Annotated in this window: 16 protein-coding genes; 11 read left to right on the forward strand and 5 right to left on the reverse strand. The window is 64.4% G+C overall.

Annotated features, from left to right (window positions below; translation table 11 throughout):
* Positions 1-24: 24 nt before the first annotated feature.
* From V3328_RS12935 to V3328_RS12950, 4 genes are all read right to left on the reverse strand, one after another.
* Positions 25-1,617 carry an SEL1-like repeat protein gene (locus V3328_RS12935; RefSeq protein ID WP_340330092.1) on the reverse strand — a complete coding sequence of 531 codons (1,593 nt, stop codon included), beginning with the start codon at positions 1,615-1,617 and terminating at the stop codon, positions 25-27.
* A 262-nt stretch (positions 1,618-1,879) separates the two neighbouring features.
* The gene (locus V3328_RS12940) at positions 1,880-3,538 is read right to left on the reverse strand and encodes a tetratricopeptide repeat protein (protein ID WP_340330093.1); all 1,659 of its coding nucleotides are present in this window, start codon (positions 3,536-3,538) and stop codon (positions 1,880-1,882) included.
* A gap of 36 nt (positions 3,539-3,574) precedes the next feature.
* Complete coding sequence (locus V3328_RS12945) at positions 3,575-4,267, reverse strand: hypothetical protein (RefSeq protein ID WP_340330094.1); 693 nt, start codon at positions 4,265-4,267, stop codon at positions 3,575-3,577.
* Entirely contained in the window at positions 4,264-5,232 is a 969-nt protein-coding gene (locus V3328_RS12950; protein WP_340330095.1) for a GSCFA domain-containing protein, read from the reverse strand. The genes V3328_RS12945 and V3328_RS12950 overlap by 4 nt, the downstream gene beginning before the upstream one ends.
* A 205-nt stretch (positions 5,233-5,437) precedes the next feature.
* Between V3328_RS12950 and V3328_RS12955 the strand changes: the two genes are divergently transcribed.
* From V3328_RS12955 to V3328_RS13005, 11 genes are all read left to right on the forward strand, one after another.
* Positions 5,438-7,039, forward strand: a complete 1,602-nt coding sequence (locus V3328_RS12955) for a phosphotransferase (RefSeq protein ID WP_340330096.1) — start codon at positions 5,438-5,440, stop codon at positions 7,037-7,039.
* Positions 7,036-7,803 carry a glycosyltransferase family 2 protein gene (locus V3328_RS12960; RefSeq protein WP_340330097.1) on the forward strand — a complete coding sequence of 256 codons (768 nt, stop codon included), beginning with the start codon at positions 7,036-7,038 and terminating at the stop codon, positions 7,801-7,803. The genes V3328_RS12955 and V3328_RS12960 overlap by 4 nt, the downstream gene beginning before the upstream one ends.
* A 134-nt stretch (positions 7,804-7,937) precedes the next feature.
* Positions 7,938-8,168 (forward strand): hypothetical protein, encoded by a 231-nt coding sequence (locus V3328_RS12965; protein ID WP_340330098.1) that lies wholly within the window; start codon positions 7,938-7,940, stop codon positions 8,166-8,168.
* Positions 8,169-8,277: 109 nt separating this feature from the next.
* On the forward strand, positions 8,278-8,547 hold the full coding sequence (locus tag V3328_RS12970; RefSeq protein WP_340330099.1) for an acyl carrier protein: 270 nt from the start codon (positions 8,278-8,280) through the stop codon (positions 8,545-8,547).
* 65 nt (positions 8,548-8,612) lie between these two features.
* Positions 8,613-9,155, forward strand: a complete 543-nt coding sequence (locus V3328_RS12975) for a hypothetical protein (RefSeq protein WP_340330100.1) — start codon at positions 8,613-8,615, stop codon at positions 9,153-9,155.
* Positions 9,156-9,290: 135 nt separating this feature from the next.
* Positions 9,291-10,400: an MBOAT family O-acyltransferase gene (locus tag V3328_RS12980; protein WP_340330101.1), complete on the forward strand. Its 1,110-nt coding sequence runs from the start codon at positions 9,291-9,293 to the stop codon at positions 10,398-10,400.
* Entirely contained in the window at positions 10,397-10,537 is a 141-nt protein-coding gene (locus tag V3328_RS12985) for a hypothetical protein (RefSeq protein WP_340330102.1), read from the forward strand. The genes V3328_RS12980 and V3328_RS12985 overlap by 4 nt, the downstream gene beginning before the upstream one ends.
* A 3-nt stretch (positions 10,538-10,540) precedes the next feature.
* Entirely contained in the window at positions 10,541-11,314 is a 774-nt protein-coding gene (locus V3328_RS12990) for a hypothetical protein (protein WP_340330103.1), read from the forward strand.
* Positions 11,311-12,306 carry a ketoacyl-ACP synthase III gene (locus tag V3328_RS12995; protein ID WP_340330104.1) on the forward strand — a complete coding sequence of 332 codons (996 nt, stop codon included), beginning with the start codon at positions 11,311-11,313 and terminating at the stop codon, positions 12,304-12,306. The genes V3328_RS12990 and V3328_RS12995 overlap by 4 nt, the downstream gene beginning before the upstream one ends.
* 56 nt (positions 12,307-12,362) lie before the next feature.
* Positions 12,363-13,403: a hypothetical protein gene (locus V3328_RS13000; protein WP_340330105.1), complete on the forward strand. Its 1,041-nt coding sequence runs from the start codon at positions 12,363-12,365 to the stop codon at positions 13,401-13,403.
* Positions 13,404-13,469: 66 nt separating this feature from the next.
* Positions 13,470-14,546 carry a hypothetical protein gene (locus V3328_RS13005; RefSeq protein WP_340330106.1) on the forward strand — a complete coding sequence of 359 codons (1,077 nt, stop codon included), beginning with the start codon at positions 13,470-13,472 and terminating at the stop codon, positions 14,544-14,546.
* 58 nt (positions 14,547-14,604) lie between these two features.
* Here V3328_RS13005 and V3328_RS13010 read toward each other — a convergent pair whose 3' ends face one another.
* On the reverse strand, positions 14,605-15,483 hold the full coding sequence (locus tag V3328_RS13010) for a sulfotransferase (RefSeq protein ID WP_340330107.1): 879 nt from the start codon (positions 15,481-15,483) through the stop codon (positions 14,605-14,607).
* Between the last annotated feature and the right edge of the window lie 115 nt (positions 15,484-15,598).

The following is a 15,598-nucleotide window of genomic DNA, read 5'->3' on the forward strand; positions in this document are numbered from 1 at the left end:
GCAGGGCATGATCCGGCATTGCGGTCATACCGCGTCGAGCATTTCCGTCGTGAAACCGTTGCTCCAGGCCTTTGCAAGCCAGTCGTCGGCCGCCTGCCCCTGCTCGTCGCCGAGCCAGCCGTTCCTGCACATCAGCGAGAACGTGTATTGGGCAAGCGGATTTTCCTTCACGGCAGCAGTCCCGGTCCATTTCATGGCGTCGTCTCGCGTTTCCACTTCCAACCGGCCGGAATAGACCAGCCAGCCGTAACGCCCCGCCGCCTCGATGTCCCCTCTCTCCGCGGCTCGGAGAAGGAAGAATGCGCCGAGCAGCTTCTTCGCACGGTCGTCACCGGCAGACCGGAGAAGTTCGGTGGCGATCATGTTGTAGAGCTTGCCGGTGTCCTTGCCGGTCCGCACGAGGCCGAGGGTTTCCCGCACCAGCGCGAGGGTCTCCTCATCGAGGCTTTCGGCCTGACTTTCCCGCACCAGCATATGCCTGAACTTCTCGCCCGTAAGGATCGACGCCGGAACGTCCCCCGCCGGTCGATTGCCGGCCGCCGGCGAGATCATGCTCGGTCTGATCAACAGCTCTGCATCGGGTGCCTGGCGCTGCCATTCTCCGAGGGTCTCGACATCGGCCTCACCCCACACGGGGAGGGCGTCCATGCCGTTCGACCTCAGATCGGCGAGAATGCGGCGATAGCTGCGGCCAAGCTCGCTGTCATCTTCGAACGCCCCCTCGACCAGCCTGTCCAGTGCCGCCTGACTATTGAACGTCGCGATCCTGACCGTGAAGCGCGACGCGACCGATCCGATCCGCACAGCACCGCATTGTTCGCCGCCCAATACACCTCGCACCGTCAGATGAGGGGTGGCGGCGGTCCGGCGGTCGATCACCTCAATGTTGTTGAACAGGTTCAGCCAGTAGAATGCCAGGACATAGAGAATGCATTCCGGTATGGCGCGGCCTTCTCCCACCACCCGCATGACATGGGTGGAGAGGCCGAGAATGTTGACGCGTTCGTAGAGTTCCGACAGGCGCGGAAACGCCTCGAGGAAGGGATGCGTCCACAATCGCTGTTCGGCGCCAAAGCCACGGAAGAGCGAGTCGTACACGCCGTTGAAGTGGATCATCTTGAGGATGTCCCGCTTCATGCCGAAGAATGCGAAATCGGCGGCGTAGAATGGAACGCTCGCCACCACCGCCATGGCGACGACGCGGCGATCGAACACGGGCGCCACGGTCCCGGCTCTCCGTGTCGGCTGCGGTCCACGTTCGAGGCTGGGACGAAAGAGCCGCAGGATATGTGCGGTGCGGTCCGTCCTCAACTTCCAGACGGCCGCGTCGTCGGGAATGGCCTGCAGGCCCCGCAACATCGCCTTGTGCTGCGCCCATGTGCTCCCTGTCAGATTGTGTTTCGGAGGCTCGGTCTCGACCACGCTTACCTCCAGCCGGCGCAGTTCGGCCCGGAGGCCCGGAATCGTGTCGATTTCCCCGAACCAGGTCGAAACCACTATGCCGTCGAGCAGGCCGTCCGACCGGGCCTCGAGCATCTGAGCAAGCGTTATCCTGAACTCGAGCTCGTCACGCAGCAGGCCGCACACGAGTGCGTGGTTTGGAGGGGCGTCGTTCATCGGGGCGGCTACGATCCTCCGGAGGGTCAAACGGCGGGACAGGACTTATATCGCGGACCGTATCTGTTTTCAGCGCCTGATCTCAGGAACCGTGGTCCGAAGAATAGCTATGAGGCCGTCTTTATCGAGGCTCAGTGGGGACCAACGCCTGCGGTGGCGTCGTACAGCAAACCAACTCCCTGAATCCCAAATACATCTGACGACTCGGATCCTTGCATGTGCTCATGGGTAGACGGTGGCGAGCCGGCGTCCTCGGCCAAGGCTAGGCAGGCAGTTCCGGTGTGCCGGTCCCCTGTCCGGCCAGTTCCATCCAGTCTTCCCAGCTGTCGCTTACCGACGTGATCGGATGATCCCGCAGCAGCAGCGCCAGCTCCCGCTGAGCCGCCTGGTCGCCCCGCAGCGCGGCCTTGCGGTACCACCCCGCGGCGCCCTCGAGATCACCGTCCTGCTTCAGGAGGTCGGCCCAGGCCGTTTCGGCGGGGCGGTGCCGCGCCTCCGCCGACAGATGCAGCCAGTATCGGGCCCGGCCTTCGTCCGGTTGCACGGAGTCGCCGTTGCGAAACATTTCGGAAAGGTTGAAGTACAGGGTGGCCAGATCGATTTCGTGACAATGCCCGGCAAGGTATTCTTGAACGAACGCTCGCTCTTCCGGCATCTGCCTTCCGGAAGTGTCCGGCTCCAGGTGGATGTCCAGCGGTGCGTCCACCATGTCGAGAGGCTCCCGGACGCAGGTGGCGATCCGCAGCATGCTGTCCTTGCTGCCGTTCAACGGACTGTCCGGAAACCAGGTGCTGCCGATTTTCCTGATCTCTTCGTCGGAGATGTTCCGCTCCGCGTGAACCGGATCGGCCATGCGGGCGAAGGCGGCCTTCAGGTGGTCTCCGCCGTTGTTGGACGGAAATTGCCCGTGCGCAGCCGCTGCGACCGCAGCGTTGCTGTAGCAGGCGACGTGCTTCGTCATGGTCATGGGAATGACGTTGGCGATCTTGCTATCGTCGAAGCCGAATAGTTGTCGAACAGTCGCCACGCCGTCGTACCTGTCGGGTGAAACGATCTCGAAATTCTCGTGAATGCACACGATATTGGCCGCGATCGCGTCCAGAACGACCTCCGGAATCGCGTCGAACCGCCCCCCCTCGACCATGTCGATTACGTGCCGTGACATCGCCCGGCAGTTGAACAGTTCGAAGTACTGCCTGAAGACGTTGAGCTGGAACAGGAACGGTCGCGAGAACCAGCGGATTTCGGCGTTCATGCTGCCGGGAAAGAACGTCCAGTCGTACATCTGGTCCATGTGCGACAGGCGCAACAGGTCGCCCTTCAGGCCGTAGAACACGATGTCGGAATGATTGAACGGCATCGAGACCGACGCCGCCTGAATCGAGATGCGGCGGGTCATCGAACGAAACATCGAGGGCGCCGCAGACACCGGGGCGGGGCCCGCTTTGAGGCGGTCGATGAAGAAATGCAGGCGGTGGACCGCCTTGTCGGACCGCATCTTGAGGATCGCCACGCCGTCCGGGCACTGCATTGCTCCCGCCTGAAACAGCCGGTGCTGGCGAAACGTCTGCCCGTTCCCACCCTCCCGCATCTGGGGAACCTCGACGACGGCGATGTTTCTGCGGATCAGGTCCGACCTCAACTCGGGCGTCTCGCGGAACGCGTCGCTCCACGTCGCGACGACGATCCCGTGCAGCAGTCCCTGGTCGCGAAGCTTCAGTATGGCATTCAGCGTGATCGTGAATTCAAGCGGCGAACGGATCGCGCCGCAGACGACCGCCCAGTTCTGCATCGCCCGATGAGCCTCGGTTCCCGCGGTCATGAGGCGGCCGGCCGTAGGCAGTCCGAACCGGCGAGGCGACGATCCGGTGGCGGCCCGGGCGGTCTCGGGGCGGATGGCGAAGTCTTCAGGCGACGTCACGGGTGATCCTTTCGGAGCGGACCGGCGCCCGTCCACTCATACCTGCAGGCCGAGCAGTCGGCAGCATTGCCCGGCGACTTCCCTGCCCCACTCCGCATTGGCGTGGAAGATGTCGCCGTCCACGTCGGACCAGTACTGCCGCCTCAGCATACCGGACGGATCGCAGGTGGTCTCGGTCACATCCACGATCTGCACCCCAACCGCCCCAACAGCGGTGGTGATGTGGTGGCGGACCTCGTGGAAAAGCTCGCTTTCATGCAGTTCGTTCGAACGCAGGGCGGGCGGCACGACGAACAGGACGGTCTTCCCCGCCTCCGCCAGGCGGCGGTAGAAGTCGAGGATATGCGTGTAGTAGTGGTCGAGTTGGACGGCGAGCAACTGGCTCGACATGAAGTACCGGGCGCCGCCGGGAACGGGATGGTATTCGTACCATGAAAAGAAGTTGGCGGTCGGGGTCATGCCGGACAGGGACGTCACCATCGGCAGCCCGACATCCAGCACGTTGCCGCCATCGAACCCCGCCGATGCGGCATAGCGCTGGAACTCGGCCTGCGTGTCCGATCCCACGAAGCGCAGCGGATCCGCGCCGGTATGAAAGCATGCCGGCCAGTAGAGCCCCATCAGCGGCAGTCGTCCGCCGCGCACCGAGATGCCGGGACCGAGCGCCCGGAATCCCTGCAGTATGGGGTTGGTGTGGCTGTCGCCGAAGACGAAGAGGCGCGGATTCATGAGGGGCCTTCTCGGTCCTCGCCCTTCGCCGCCTCGGTCATCAGGTCGTCGCAGATTTCCTGCTGCCGCGCCATCAGCATCTCGGCTGCCTCGCGGGCAAGTCTCAGCGCCGGGTCCTCGGCCCCGGCCAGCATCTCGACGCTGCCTTCGCCATGCTCGCTGAAGAACGCATCCATCGCCATTTCCAGGTCCTCGTCCAGCCGACCGTCCCCCGTCCGGACGGCGAACGGGACGTCCGAGGAGGTCGCGGGTTCGCCGGTACGCAGGTAGTCGATGCAGTCGTAGCGGGCACGAAGGGTCTCCGCGGCGGTCCGAAGCACCTCTCTTGCGGAGTTCGTGGCGCTCGTCCCGCTCCTGTCATCGGTCATTTCGACGGCAGACGCGGGGGAATCGGTCAGGATGAACTTGATGTCGGGGTTTGCGCCGCGGACGATGGCCATAAAGGCCTCGAAATCCGCGACGACGTCATCGGCCGCGAAGACGACATGCTCATACGTCTCCGGGTCGAAAGTGCCGGCGACCGTGCCCGGCCGCATCGGATGGACGAGGCCGTCGGCGCGCGATCGCCAGGCTTCCGTCCGGCCGAGCGCGAAAACAAGCACATGCGCCTCTTCGAACAGCCGGCGCACATTGCGAAGATGGCTGTCGCGGCAATGGCCGACTTCTTCCGCAGAGACATAGCCGTTCGGCTCGACCACCGGGCGAAAGACATCGTAGAAGCGGCCGTCACTTTCCCAGATCGTCTCCTCGAACGTGCGCAGCCCGAACGCGCGTTCGGCAAGCTGCCGGAGTTGGGCCACCGTCGGAATCCGGCCGTAGCGGGCGGAGAACTGACCGAATCCGAATTCGTCGTGCCGCTGCGGCGGCAGCATCGCGGGTGCGGGTTCGGCATCGAAATAGTTGCAGTTGCGCGAGATCAGCTCCCGGCGGATAGTCCGTGCGAAGTCGCTTCCGGCCGTTGCCACGCGCGCTCCATCCGGAAATCGAAGATCGAATTTTCGACTGTAGGATGTATTCATCGATACGTTTGATGAAACTCAAACTCGGATAAGGTGCTGTTTTTTCTAGCACCAGTGGCCCCCGTTCGCTACGACCGATTGTCGAGGCAGACTTGGCGGATCGACGTCCGGGGCGTCCGGATTCCGTGCTCCCAGGAAGGCAGGATTCCCTATGCTCGCCGTGCTGTCGGGCCAGTACATCAACCCGGAACTGAGACTTCACTACGGGGCCCTGCCGCCTTCATTCCTTCCGATCGGCTCGCAGCGATTCTTCGCCCGGCAGGTCATGCTGGCGCAGGCGGAAGCCGTGCTGATGACCCTGCCCGAGGGATATTCGCTCCAGGAATCCGACCGGCAGATGCTCGAGAGGCTTGGCGTCGGGCTGCTGTTCCTGCCGGAGACGATATCGCTCAACGAGGCCGTACTCGAAGTCGCGGACCGCACGTCCGCCGGCGAAAGCCTTCGCATCCTGTTCGGCGACACCTTCGTGGATGTCGAGCCGGAGGATCTGACTGCAGACGACATCGTGGTCGTCCACGACACGCCGCTCGATTACCCGTGGACCTATTCGGTCGAGACCCCGCAGGGGCTGACCTTCACCGACCATCCCTCCGACACGGACAACCAGCATGTCGTCTGCGGGTACTTCAAGTTCTCCGACATGGGCGCGCTCCGCAACGCATTCGCCACCGGCTCGTTCGCCAAGGCCCTTACGGCGTATTCGGGCTGCCGGCCGGTCGCCCTGGTCGAGGCACGCGAGTGGTACGATTTCGGCCATCTGGCGATGTACTACAAATCGCGACGCTCGCTGCTGGTCGCGCGCATGTCCAATTCCCTCGATTCGGACGGCTACTCGATCCGAAAGCGCTCGCACGACGCCGCGAAGATGGAGGCCGAGGCACACTGGTTCGAGAACCTGCCCAATCGGTTGAAGCTCCACGCGCCGCGCTTTCTGGGACGGCTCAACGAGGAATCCCAGGCCGGGTACGAGATAGAGTACCTGCACTTTCCAACACTCGGCGATCTGCTGGTGTTCGGCAACCACACCGCCCACAGCTGGCGGATGATCCTGAACAGATGCTTCGAGTTCCTGGAAAAATGCCAGGCGGTCCGGCCTGACGAGAACGCTCCCGACCTGTCTGACGGCTATGCGGGCGGATTTTTCGAGAACGTCGTCGTGCGCAAGACGTGGCGCCGGCTGGAGGCCTACTGCAAGGCGTGCGGCCTCTCGATCGACAGCGGCATCTCCGTCAACGGCTGCGAAAACGTCAGCCTGCGGGTCATCGCCGAGGACATACTCGCCTCGCTGCCGCGTACCCGCCCGGAGCACATCGCATTCTTCCACGGCGACTTCTTCTTCGGGAACATATTCTTCGATTTTTCGACCCAGAGGATCGTCACAATCGACCCGAGGGGACATGTCGATACCGGATCCCCGGCCCTGTACGGCGACTGGCGTTACGACCTGGGAAAGATGGCTCACAGCGTCGTGGGAGGATACGACGACATTCTCGCCGGACGGTCATCCCTTCACAAGAATACCGCGACAGACTGGACCTTCCGCATCGCGTTCAACGACATGCACGACGCGCTTCGCGGTCATTTCGTCGAAAGCGCCGCGACGCGCTTCGGCATCGATGCAGCCGAACTCCACGCGTGGGCCGCGCTGATGTTCCTGTCGATGCTTCCCCTGCATGCCGACAGTCCCGAGCGGCAGGAACACCTCCTGGCCAACGGCATCCGCCTGCATGCCCTGCTGAAGAGCTTCGAATGATCGTCTTTCCGATGGCGGGGCTGAGCAATCGCTTCAGGCGCGCCGGCTATGAAAAGCCCAAATACATGCTCGATCTGGGCGGGCGAACCGTCTTCTCGCACGCCGTGTCCGGATTCTCGCGCTTCTTCGACACCGAGCCGTTCCTGTTCATCTGCCGGTCGGAGGCCGCCACGCCGGCGTTCATCGAAGCCGAACTGAAGACGCTGCACCCCGGCCTCCGCCAGCATGAGATCGTGGTCCTGGAGGCGGAAACGTCCGGCCAGGCTGAAACCGTCGACATCGGCCTTCGGCTGTCCCGGCTGGACCATTCCGACAGCCTGACGATCTTCAACATCGACACCTTCCGTCCCGGCTACAGACGGCCGCCAGGGCTGGACCTCGCCACGGTCGACGGATACCTCGAGGTGGTGCGCGCTGACGGCGAGGGGTGGTCGTTCGTGCGGCCGGAAGACCCCGACCGGCCGGTGGGTCGTGCGGTCGAGGTCGCCGAGAAAGTCCGGATTTCCGATCTCTGCAGCACCGGCCTCTACTATTTCAGGACCGCCGACCTGTTCCTGGACCTGTACGACCTGACGGTCGACAAGAAGGTCGAGGATCTTCAGGGCGGCGAGCGATATGTCGCACCGCTCTACAATCTGGCGATCGCCGCCGGTCGGCGGATTTTCTACGAGCTGATAGAACCGCATCAGGTGGTGTTCTGCGGGACACCGGAAGAATACGAGTCGCTGCGCCGCAGCGCCGTCGCCCGCGTGCCGGACCGGTGAAGCCGTGCGCCGCGCCCTTGCGGCGGCACTCCGAGGGCTTTCACTTGCGTCGAATGCGCTTTGATGAGACACACGCCTCGCGTGCCCCGGGATCATGCCCGAAACGGGTCCCGGAACAGACGAGAGGCGATGCAATGGAACAGAACGTCCCGAAGGCGCGAAAGGGCTACGTCCGCTCCGAGGTGCTGCAGCCGGCACTTCGCTACCAGCTGAACCCGCACCCTGACGAACCCTCAGTCTGCGTTGTCGCGATACTGACTCCCGAAGGGCCATTGACGCTGACGCTTCACAAGGACGCCTTGTCCCAGCTCGGCACCGCCATGATCGTCGAAGCGCAGAAGATGCCCGACACCGCGGGCCGGTGAGCGCCTGACGGCGGGCTTGAACCGGCCGTCCATCTGGATTAGCGACGTCTGCATGCGATGATCCCCTGGGTCGCGGCGTCGCGGCCCGTATTCTGCAGGAGTGCGTAGTTTGACCGAACAAGCCGGACAATCACTGGACGATGCATCGCTGGTGGCGACGATAAGCGAGCTTGCCGCGGCGACCACGGGACGTGCGAATCTCCAGATCGACCGCGGCACCGATCTGATCGAAGCGGAGATCCTGGACTCGCTGGACTGGTCCGTGTTCCTGCTCGATCTGGAGAAGCGCTACGAGGTCACCATTCCCGACGAGGAGGTGGAAAGCCGGAATCTTCAGGTCGTCGGCAATCTCGTCGACTTTATCCGCAACGCAAAGTAGCCTTGCAACCGTTCCGGCCCCTCGTCTACGGACATCGTGACTACATTCGCGGCGTGGATTTCACGATGCACGTGCTTACCGAGGTTCTGCCCGGCCTCGAGGGTCCGTTCGATTTCCTGGATCTGGGGTTTCCCCGCTTCACCACCAGGACCGGACGGTTCGTGGCGGCCGGCGATCCGGGCATGGCCAAAGGCGCTGCCGCCTCGCTGAAGCTGCGCGGTCCGACGCCCGCCGCCTTCGTCTACGAGGAGGACGCCAGCGAGGCCGAGCGCTCACCCGAAGATCCCGAAGCCGACTTCAAGGGTCACGAGGAATTCGGCGGCGAGCTCGCACGGATTTCAGCCGTTTCGGGTCCGGAACTCTTCAGTGCGGCGATCTACCTCATCAAGACGCTGCACGAGCGCAACGTCACCTCCGATGGCAAGTGGATCTACACACGGCTCCGCACGCCCTCGGTCGACGCCCTCCGGGAACTGGTCGCCGACGACACACGCCGGGCACTGGAGGTCCGGACGACCGCATTGCGCGACACGCAGTCCAGTGCCAATGAAGTGCTGGTGGACGGCAACGTCATCGGGGAAGTCTTCTTCGCACGCATTTCACCCTGAAAGCCACAGGCCGGGAACGCCGGGGACCGCGCTTCATCACGACCGCGCCGGATCTCCCGGGTTGCAGGACCGGCCCTGCATCAAAGACCGAAGCGCGGACTGTTTCAGCCGGGTATTGGACGACGGAACGGCGTCATGACCATCGTCTTCGACAACCTCATGACGGCCACGGTGTTCATCCTGGCCTACCTGATCGGGCACTACGGCTCGCATCTGCTCAATTCGCCGCGCCTGGTGCTCGCGAACACGGTGCTGTTCTCGCTTGTCTTCGCCTGGATCGCCTCGCCGGACACGCTGGTCTTCCTCCTGGTGATGACGGCCTACGCGGCGGTCTACGTATGGCTGCAATCGAAGCGGTGGTTCCTCTACGGCGCACTGCCCGTGACGCTGCTGTTCGTCGCCGGCCGCATCCTCAGCGACCAGAGCCTCCTGGCGATCCTGTTCTCCTCGTTCATCTATATCCGGACGCTCGGGACGGTGCTGTGGAACTGGCGCTACCCGAAGGAAATCTTCCGGCCGGTGGACGTCGTCCTGTCGCTGGTCTTCTTCCCGACGCTGGTCGTCGGCCCGATCCAGTTCGCCGATCGGATCAACCTGCCGGCGCTTTGCCGGTTTCCGACCGGCGCCGAGTTCGCCGATGGCGGCAAGAGGATCATCATCGGCATCGCCAAGGTGGCCTGGCTCGGTCCCCAGATCACCTCGCAGCTGCCGTCGGTGTTCGCCGAAAACGCCGACGGATCGATGGGGTGGCTGTTCTGGGTCTTCTCCGTGTGGGCGGGGCTCGCCAACATCTACGTGATGTTCTCCGGATACGTCGACATCGCCGTCGGGGTCAGCCGGTTCGTCGGCGTCGACAGCAAGGAGAACTTCAACAAGCCGTGGCTCGCCCGCACCCCGCAGGAGTTCTGGCAACGCTGGCACATGAGCCTGGTGTGGGTGACCAACAACCTCGGCTATCATCCCTATGTCCGGCGGACCGGCCGCCGATACCTCGGCATCGTCCTAGCCTTCACCTTCATCGGCGCATGGCACGCCTTCACGTGGCAGTACCTGGTCTGGGGCATCTCGCACGGGCTGGCGCTGGCGGCGATCGCCTGGATGCAACGCAATCACCGCATCCGGGCGCTGTGGGCCAGATCGGAGCAGCACCGCGTCCTCAACCTGTTGCTGCAGGGCCTCGGATGGTTCGTCACGATGACCTATGTTGCGGCGCTGTCGGACTTTGCGACGGGAGAGTTCGGATGAGGCTGTCGCCGGCGATCCACTGGTTCTGGAGAGAGTTCAGGGCGGTCATCGTGCTGCTGCCGCTGGCGCTGGCGATACTCGCCATCCTGACGCAATGGCCCCTGTCCGACGTGACGTTCCTGTACGTGGAACTGTAGGCGATGCGGTCCTTCGTCCACCTGCTGGTCGCGATCGCGCTGGTGATGGGAACCGCGCACGTGCTGCGGCAGACGGGCATGTTCGTCGAAGCCAAGCGCCTCGCGGACCGCGGCAGCCTGACGGATGCGACCGCATACGATCTCCAGCGCTTCTCCGGCCGGTCCGGGCCCGTCATCCTCGGCAACCAGTGGTTCCAGAGCAAGGTCCGGGCGGCGTGTCCGGACTCCGGCGCAACCTTCATCCGCGTGCACCCGTCCTACTTCGACAACCTGGCGGCCGTCGTGGAGCAGCTCGGCCTGCGCACGACCTCGCCCGTCGTCGTGCAACTCGGCAACCGGACGTGGTTTCCAAATCGCAGGAACACACAGGTGCGGCTGGACTATCTTCCGGCCGCCGAGTGGCTCTCGCTTCGGCAAATCTGGAGATCGACGGGCCTGATGTACCAGCTGGCCCCCGACGTGCTGCGCCTGGACCCGTCCCGGCAGAGCGGGCCGGCGAACGACTATCTGCTCGCCGCCGCAGACCTGAACGGCCTGTCGGAACTGCTCGACGCGGTGCGGGCACAGCCCGGCGACTTCCATCTGGTCACCGCAGACCCGAAGCCGCTCAAGGGCATCACCGACCGACAGAAATCCAGACAGAAGCAGGCCATCGAAGACTACGGCGACGAGGGATTGTACAAGAGCATCAACGTCTTCGCCAAAGACACGGGCTGCGCGCCGCTGGCCGCCGCGGCTCCATCCAGGGACCAGACATCCGCGAGGGTACCGAATTGATCGAGCATATATCCGTTGCACTGCCCGAGTGGAAAGTCGGGGCCGAGGAAATCGCCGAGTGGACCGGCTCCGACCCCGAATTCATCCGGGGCAAGGTCGGGATCGACAGCCGCCGGTTCCTGCGCGAGGACGAGACGGCGCGGGACCTGGCCGCTGCCGCCGTGCGCAAGCTGATCGACGAGACCGGCATCGCCACGGGCGACGTCGACTTCATGCTCACCGTCACGCAGACGCCGGACGAGCGGCTTCCCCACCTCGGCGCCCGCGTGCAGACAGCCTGCGGCCTTCCCACCACGGTGATGGCGCTGGACATCTCGCTGGGCTGCTCCGGCTACGTCCATGCGCTGTCTGTCGCCAAGGGGCTGATGGCGACGGGCATGCGCAGGGGGCTGATCGTCACCTGCGATCCCTACTCGAAGATGATGCGCCGACGCGACAAGGCGACGGTCACGGTGTTCGGCGACGCGGCGACCTGCAGCCTGGTCGACGGCGACGGCATCGACCGTCTCGGCCGGTTCGATTACGGAACCGACGGGTCGGGGGCCGAACACCTCACCTACAAGGGCCCGCCGCTCCCCGGCGCCCTGGCCGCGGAGGACGGAATCCCGGCGGAAAACGAGGCGCCGGACGAGACGGGGGACGAGGTGCCGAGCCTGCACATGAACGGCCGCGAGATCCTCAATTTTATGCTGGAGCGGGTTCCCGACTCCGTCGACCGCTGCCTGGAGCGCAACGGGCTGACGCGCGACGACGTCGACCTGTTCGTCTTCCACCAGGCGAGCCGCTACATGCTGACGCTGCTGGCCCGCCGGATGGGGCTGGACATCGCCCGGGTGCCGATCCGCATCGGGGAGACGGGCAATACGGTGTCGTCGACGATTCCCGCCGTGCTGAGCGACCTGGCCGCCTCCGGCGACCTGCGGGGCCGGACCGTGCTGCTGTCCGGATTTGGCGTCGGGCTGTCCTGGGCGACGACCGTGCTGAGGACCTGACCGTGCCGCCGGCCGCCGTTCATGCCGCCGGCCCGCCGTCGCGGGAGACAGGGTAGATGCCGGCAGGCGATCCGCCGCACGAGGATCGCCGCCCCTCCGCGGACGCGGAGGCCAGGGAGCGCCTGCGGCTGCGCCGCGGCCACAGGGTCGGCCTGCTGCTGGGACTGACCGGACTGCTGCTCGCCGCCATGCTGCTCCCCGAACTGCCGAACGTCCGCTACGCGGCCCGCTACCGGGGCCTGGCGCAGCCGATCTTCTGCGAGGACGGCGTCCTCGACGTCGCCTTCATCGGCACGTCGCGCATGGCCTGGGGCGTCGACGCCCACGAGGTCGCCGCGTCCTACAGGGACCTGACGGGAGAGGACGTGTCGATCGTCGACCTGTCGCGGGTCGGCCCCACCGAGATCGTCTTCGAGGCGCTGCTGGACGAACTGCTGGAGAACAGGCGGGTCCGGCTGGTGATCGTCGAGTTCAACGCCGCGCGCCTGTCGGACAAGTACTGGTCGTTCATAACGAAAGTCGGCAACGTCCTTGGCGGACGCGATCTCTACCGGCAGATCGACCGCATCCCGAAACGCATGCCGGTCGAGCAGATCGGCTACTTCCTCTCGGTCCGGCTGCGGTTCCTGGAGGCCGCGCTTGGCGGGCTGTGGCTTGGATGCGACGACGCGCTCGGCGGGCGAGGTGTCTACGACGAGACGCAATCGCTGACGAAGAAGCCGGAGTTCGAGGACCTGGTCCGGCAGGCCAAGAAGGTCCGGGGCAAGGCGTTTCCGAGCGACAGGCTGCTGAGCCCGCAGAACCATTTGTCGGTCGGCGTCGCCGAGAAACTGGCCGCCAAGGCCAGGCAGCATGACGTGGAGATCCTGTTCGTGAACTTCAACAACATGTTCGTCGACCAGGTCTCGGAAAGTGCCAAGAGGCGGTTCCGCCGGCACATGGGAGCCGAACTGGCGACATGGCCGGCCGCAATCGACAAGACCCTGAAATCCGAATATCTCTACATGGACAAACACCACCTCGACCAGTACGGCGCCAAGCTCGTCGCGCCCTGGTTTGCCGAGAAGATCAGCCAGTACCTGCACTATGAACGATAGCGAAACGGGGGCACGGCAGCGCGCCGCGGCAGCGGCGTTCGACGAACCGGTCCGGGTCGTCAGGCAATGAACGAACCGCACGGGCAGCCTCCAGCAAAAGAGCCGGCCGAACCCGACCTCGCCCGACAGCGGGTGACACGGAAGGGCCGCTGGCTTGCCGCCTTTGCGGTCGCGGCGGCCCTGCTCTGCGCGGCAATCCTTCTGCCGGAAACCCGCTACCTACGCTACGCGGACGAGTTCAGGGAGCTTGCCGATCCGATCTTCTGCGACGACCGGGACATCGACGTTCTGTTCCTCGGGTCGTCCCGCATGGCGCGGTCGGTCGACGGATTCAGCATTGCCAGCGCCTACCGGGAGATGACCGGCGAGGACCTGACGATCGTCGATCTGTCCAAGACGGGTCCCTCCGATGCGGTGATGGACATCCTGCTTGCGGATCTGCTGAAGCGCAGGCACGTCCGGCTCATTGTCGCCGAAATGAGCCGCCCTCGCATGGGTCTGCAATGGAAGATCCTGGAAAAGATGGGCCGCGTGATGCCGCTGCAGGACTATTACGACTACGCGGAGGCGGCATCGAAACACGGATCCATCGGAGCGTTCTGGGATGCCCTGCAGCTGCGCATGGCGTTTCTCGAAGGCGGCCTGAGCAAGCCGTGGCCGGGATGTCCGCCGCAGTCCCAACAGGCCGATGTCATTGACCCGACCCTGGCCCTGCCGAAGCGGGAGGACGTTAAGAAGATCAGCAGGCGGATCGAGAGGAAGGGACTGCGGCCGTTCTATCCCAACTTCCTCAACAACGTGATGGCGTATCAGATGAACATGGCACACAGCGCCATCGATCTGGCCCGGAACAATGGCGCCGAGATCATCTTCATGAGCGTCAACACCTTGCACGACAGGCAAGTCAGCAAGGAGCAGAGGCAGGAATTCTCCGACAAATTCGGCACCGAACTGTCCACCTGGTCGCCCGACTTGTACAAATTCCTGCGCGAGCAGTCTCTCTATTCGGATTCAAGCCATCTGGACGAAGACGGCGCCCGGCTTGCCGCGGCGTGGTACGCGGAGAAGATCAGGGAGTATCTGGCGGACAACAACGAGCACCCGGCTCCGGACAACGAAGCGCCGGCAGATGCTCGTTCGTGACGATGCGACGTGGGGACGGGACGGCCGGAGCCTCCCGCAGGAGCCTCACGAAGGAGCCTCACGTGGCGGCAGGGGCACCCGCGACCGCTACCCGCGGTCGCGAGACCTTCTCGAGCCATTCCTTCGCGTGGCCCCCGGCCAGGTCGGCCAGCTGCTCGTATTCCTCCCGCATGACCTCCCGCGCGTGGCGGCGGATATCGTCCGGCATCGGTTCTGACGGCTTTGCCTTCCTGTTCTCGTGCAGGTCGCTCGAGGTGTCGTCGGGGTTGCCGCCGATGCCGAGGATCGTCGCGACCTGCGCCAGGTACTCCTCCGGCCGGTCCCTGAGGTCGTCGAAGAACAGAATGTGAAGACGATCACCGAAATGTTCGCGCCATAGCCGGATCGTGCGGCTCTGCAGGGAACGGGCCTTCACATCGTCCCAGTCGCAGAACTGTGCGAATGTCCGGAGGTCGCTCGTGATCGGCCTGCCGGACCGCTCCGCCAGCATGCGCGCGTGAGACCACAGGCGCGACACGGGGTCGCGGATGACGTACAGGATCTTCACCTCGGGCAGCCCGGCCGCGATGCCGGCGACCTTGTCCTCCGGCAGGATGGCATAGAACGGCGTCACGTCGCCGGTGACCCGATCGTTGATCGTGTCGAACATCCGCCGGTAGGTCTCGACATCGGTCCGCCCGTTCAAGGCGGCGTCCAGATAGATGTCGACGAACCGGGCGTGGTTCTCGAAGCCGCTCTTCTGCGCAGCCTTCCTCTTCAGCCTCTCGAGCCGCTGGGTGACGCGCGTGAAGATTCTCGTCTCGGACTGCAGATCGAAGTAGTGCAGTTCCTTGATGCGAGGCATCGAGCAATCGCGATGAGCCCGCAGGATGTTGTACAGCGTGCCCGTCCCGGCCTTCTGGCTGCCGATACAGATGAAATCCGGCCCGCTTTTCATTCGCCACTCCTGACCTGCTTCGCGAGGCGTGTCGCCCTGGCTGCACGGGAGGTCGACGCCGTGCCGGCATTGCGACGATCTCCGCGCGTTCGACTACTTTCGGGGTCCTGCGGTG

The sequence above is a fragment of the Microbaculum marinum genome (assembly GCF_037855135.1).
In the GTDB taxonomy this organism is placed as follows: domain Bacteria; phylum Pseudomonadota; class Alphaproteobacteria; order Rhizobiales; family Tepidamorphaceae; genus Microbaculum; species Microbaculum marinum.

Coding starts and splice junctions, on each gene's coding strand:
- V3328_RS12935 (WP_340330092.1), bottom strand. CDS start 1,617: ATGAACGACGCCCCTCCAAACCACGCACTCGTGTGCGGCCTGCTGCGT.
- V3328_RS12945 (WP_340330094.1), bottom strand. CDS start 4,267: ATGAATCCGCGCCTCTTCGTCTTCGGCGACAGCCACACCAACCCCATA.
- V3328_RS12955 (WP_340330096.1), top strand. CDS start 5,438: ATGCTCGCCGTGCTGTCGGGCCAGTACATCAACCCGGAACTGAGACTT.
- V3328_RS12960 (WP_340330097.1), top strand. CDS start 7,036: ATGATCGTCTTTCCGATGGCGGGGCTGAGCAATCGCTTCAGGCGCGCC.
- V3328_RS12965 (WP_340330098.1), top strand. CDS start 7,938: ATGGAACAGAACGTCCCGAAGGCGCGAAAGGGCTACGTCCGCTCCGAG.
- V3328_RS12975 (WP_340330100.1), top strand. CDS start 8,613: ATGCACGTGCTTACCGAGGTTCTGCCCGGCCTCGAGGGTCCGTTCGAT.
- V3328_RS12980 (WP_340330101.1), top strand. CDS start 9,291: ATGACCATCGTCTTCGACAACCTCATGACGGCCACGGTGTTCATCCTG.
- V3328_RS12985 (WP_340330102.1), top strand. CDS start 10,397: ATGAGGCTGTCGCCGGCGATCCACTGGTTCTGGAGAGAGTTCAGGGCG.
- V3328_RS12990 (WP_340330103.1), top strand. CDS start 10,541: ATGCGGTCCTTCGTCCACCTGCTGGTCGCGATCGCGCTGGTGATGGGA.
- V3328_RS13000 (WP_340330105.1), top strand. CDS start 12,363: ATGCCGGCAGGCGATCCGCCGCACGAGGATCGCCGCCCCTCCGCGGAC.
- V3328_RS13005 (WP_340330106.1), top strand. CDS start 13,470: ATGAACGAACCGCACGGGCAGCCTCCAGCAAAAGAGCCGGCCGAACCC.
- V3328_RS13010 (WP_340330107.1), bottom strand. CDS start 15,483: ATGAAAAGCGGGCCGGATTTCATCTGTATCGGCAGCCAGAAGGCCGGG.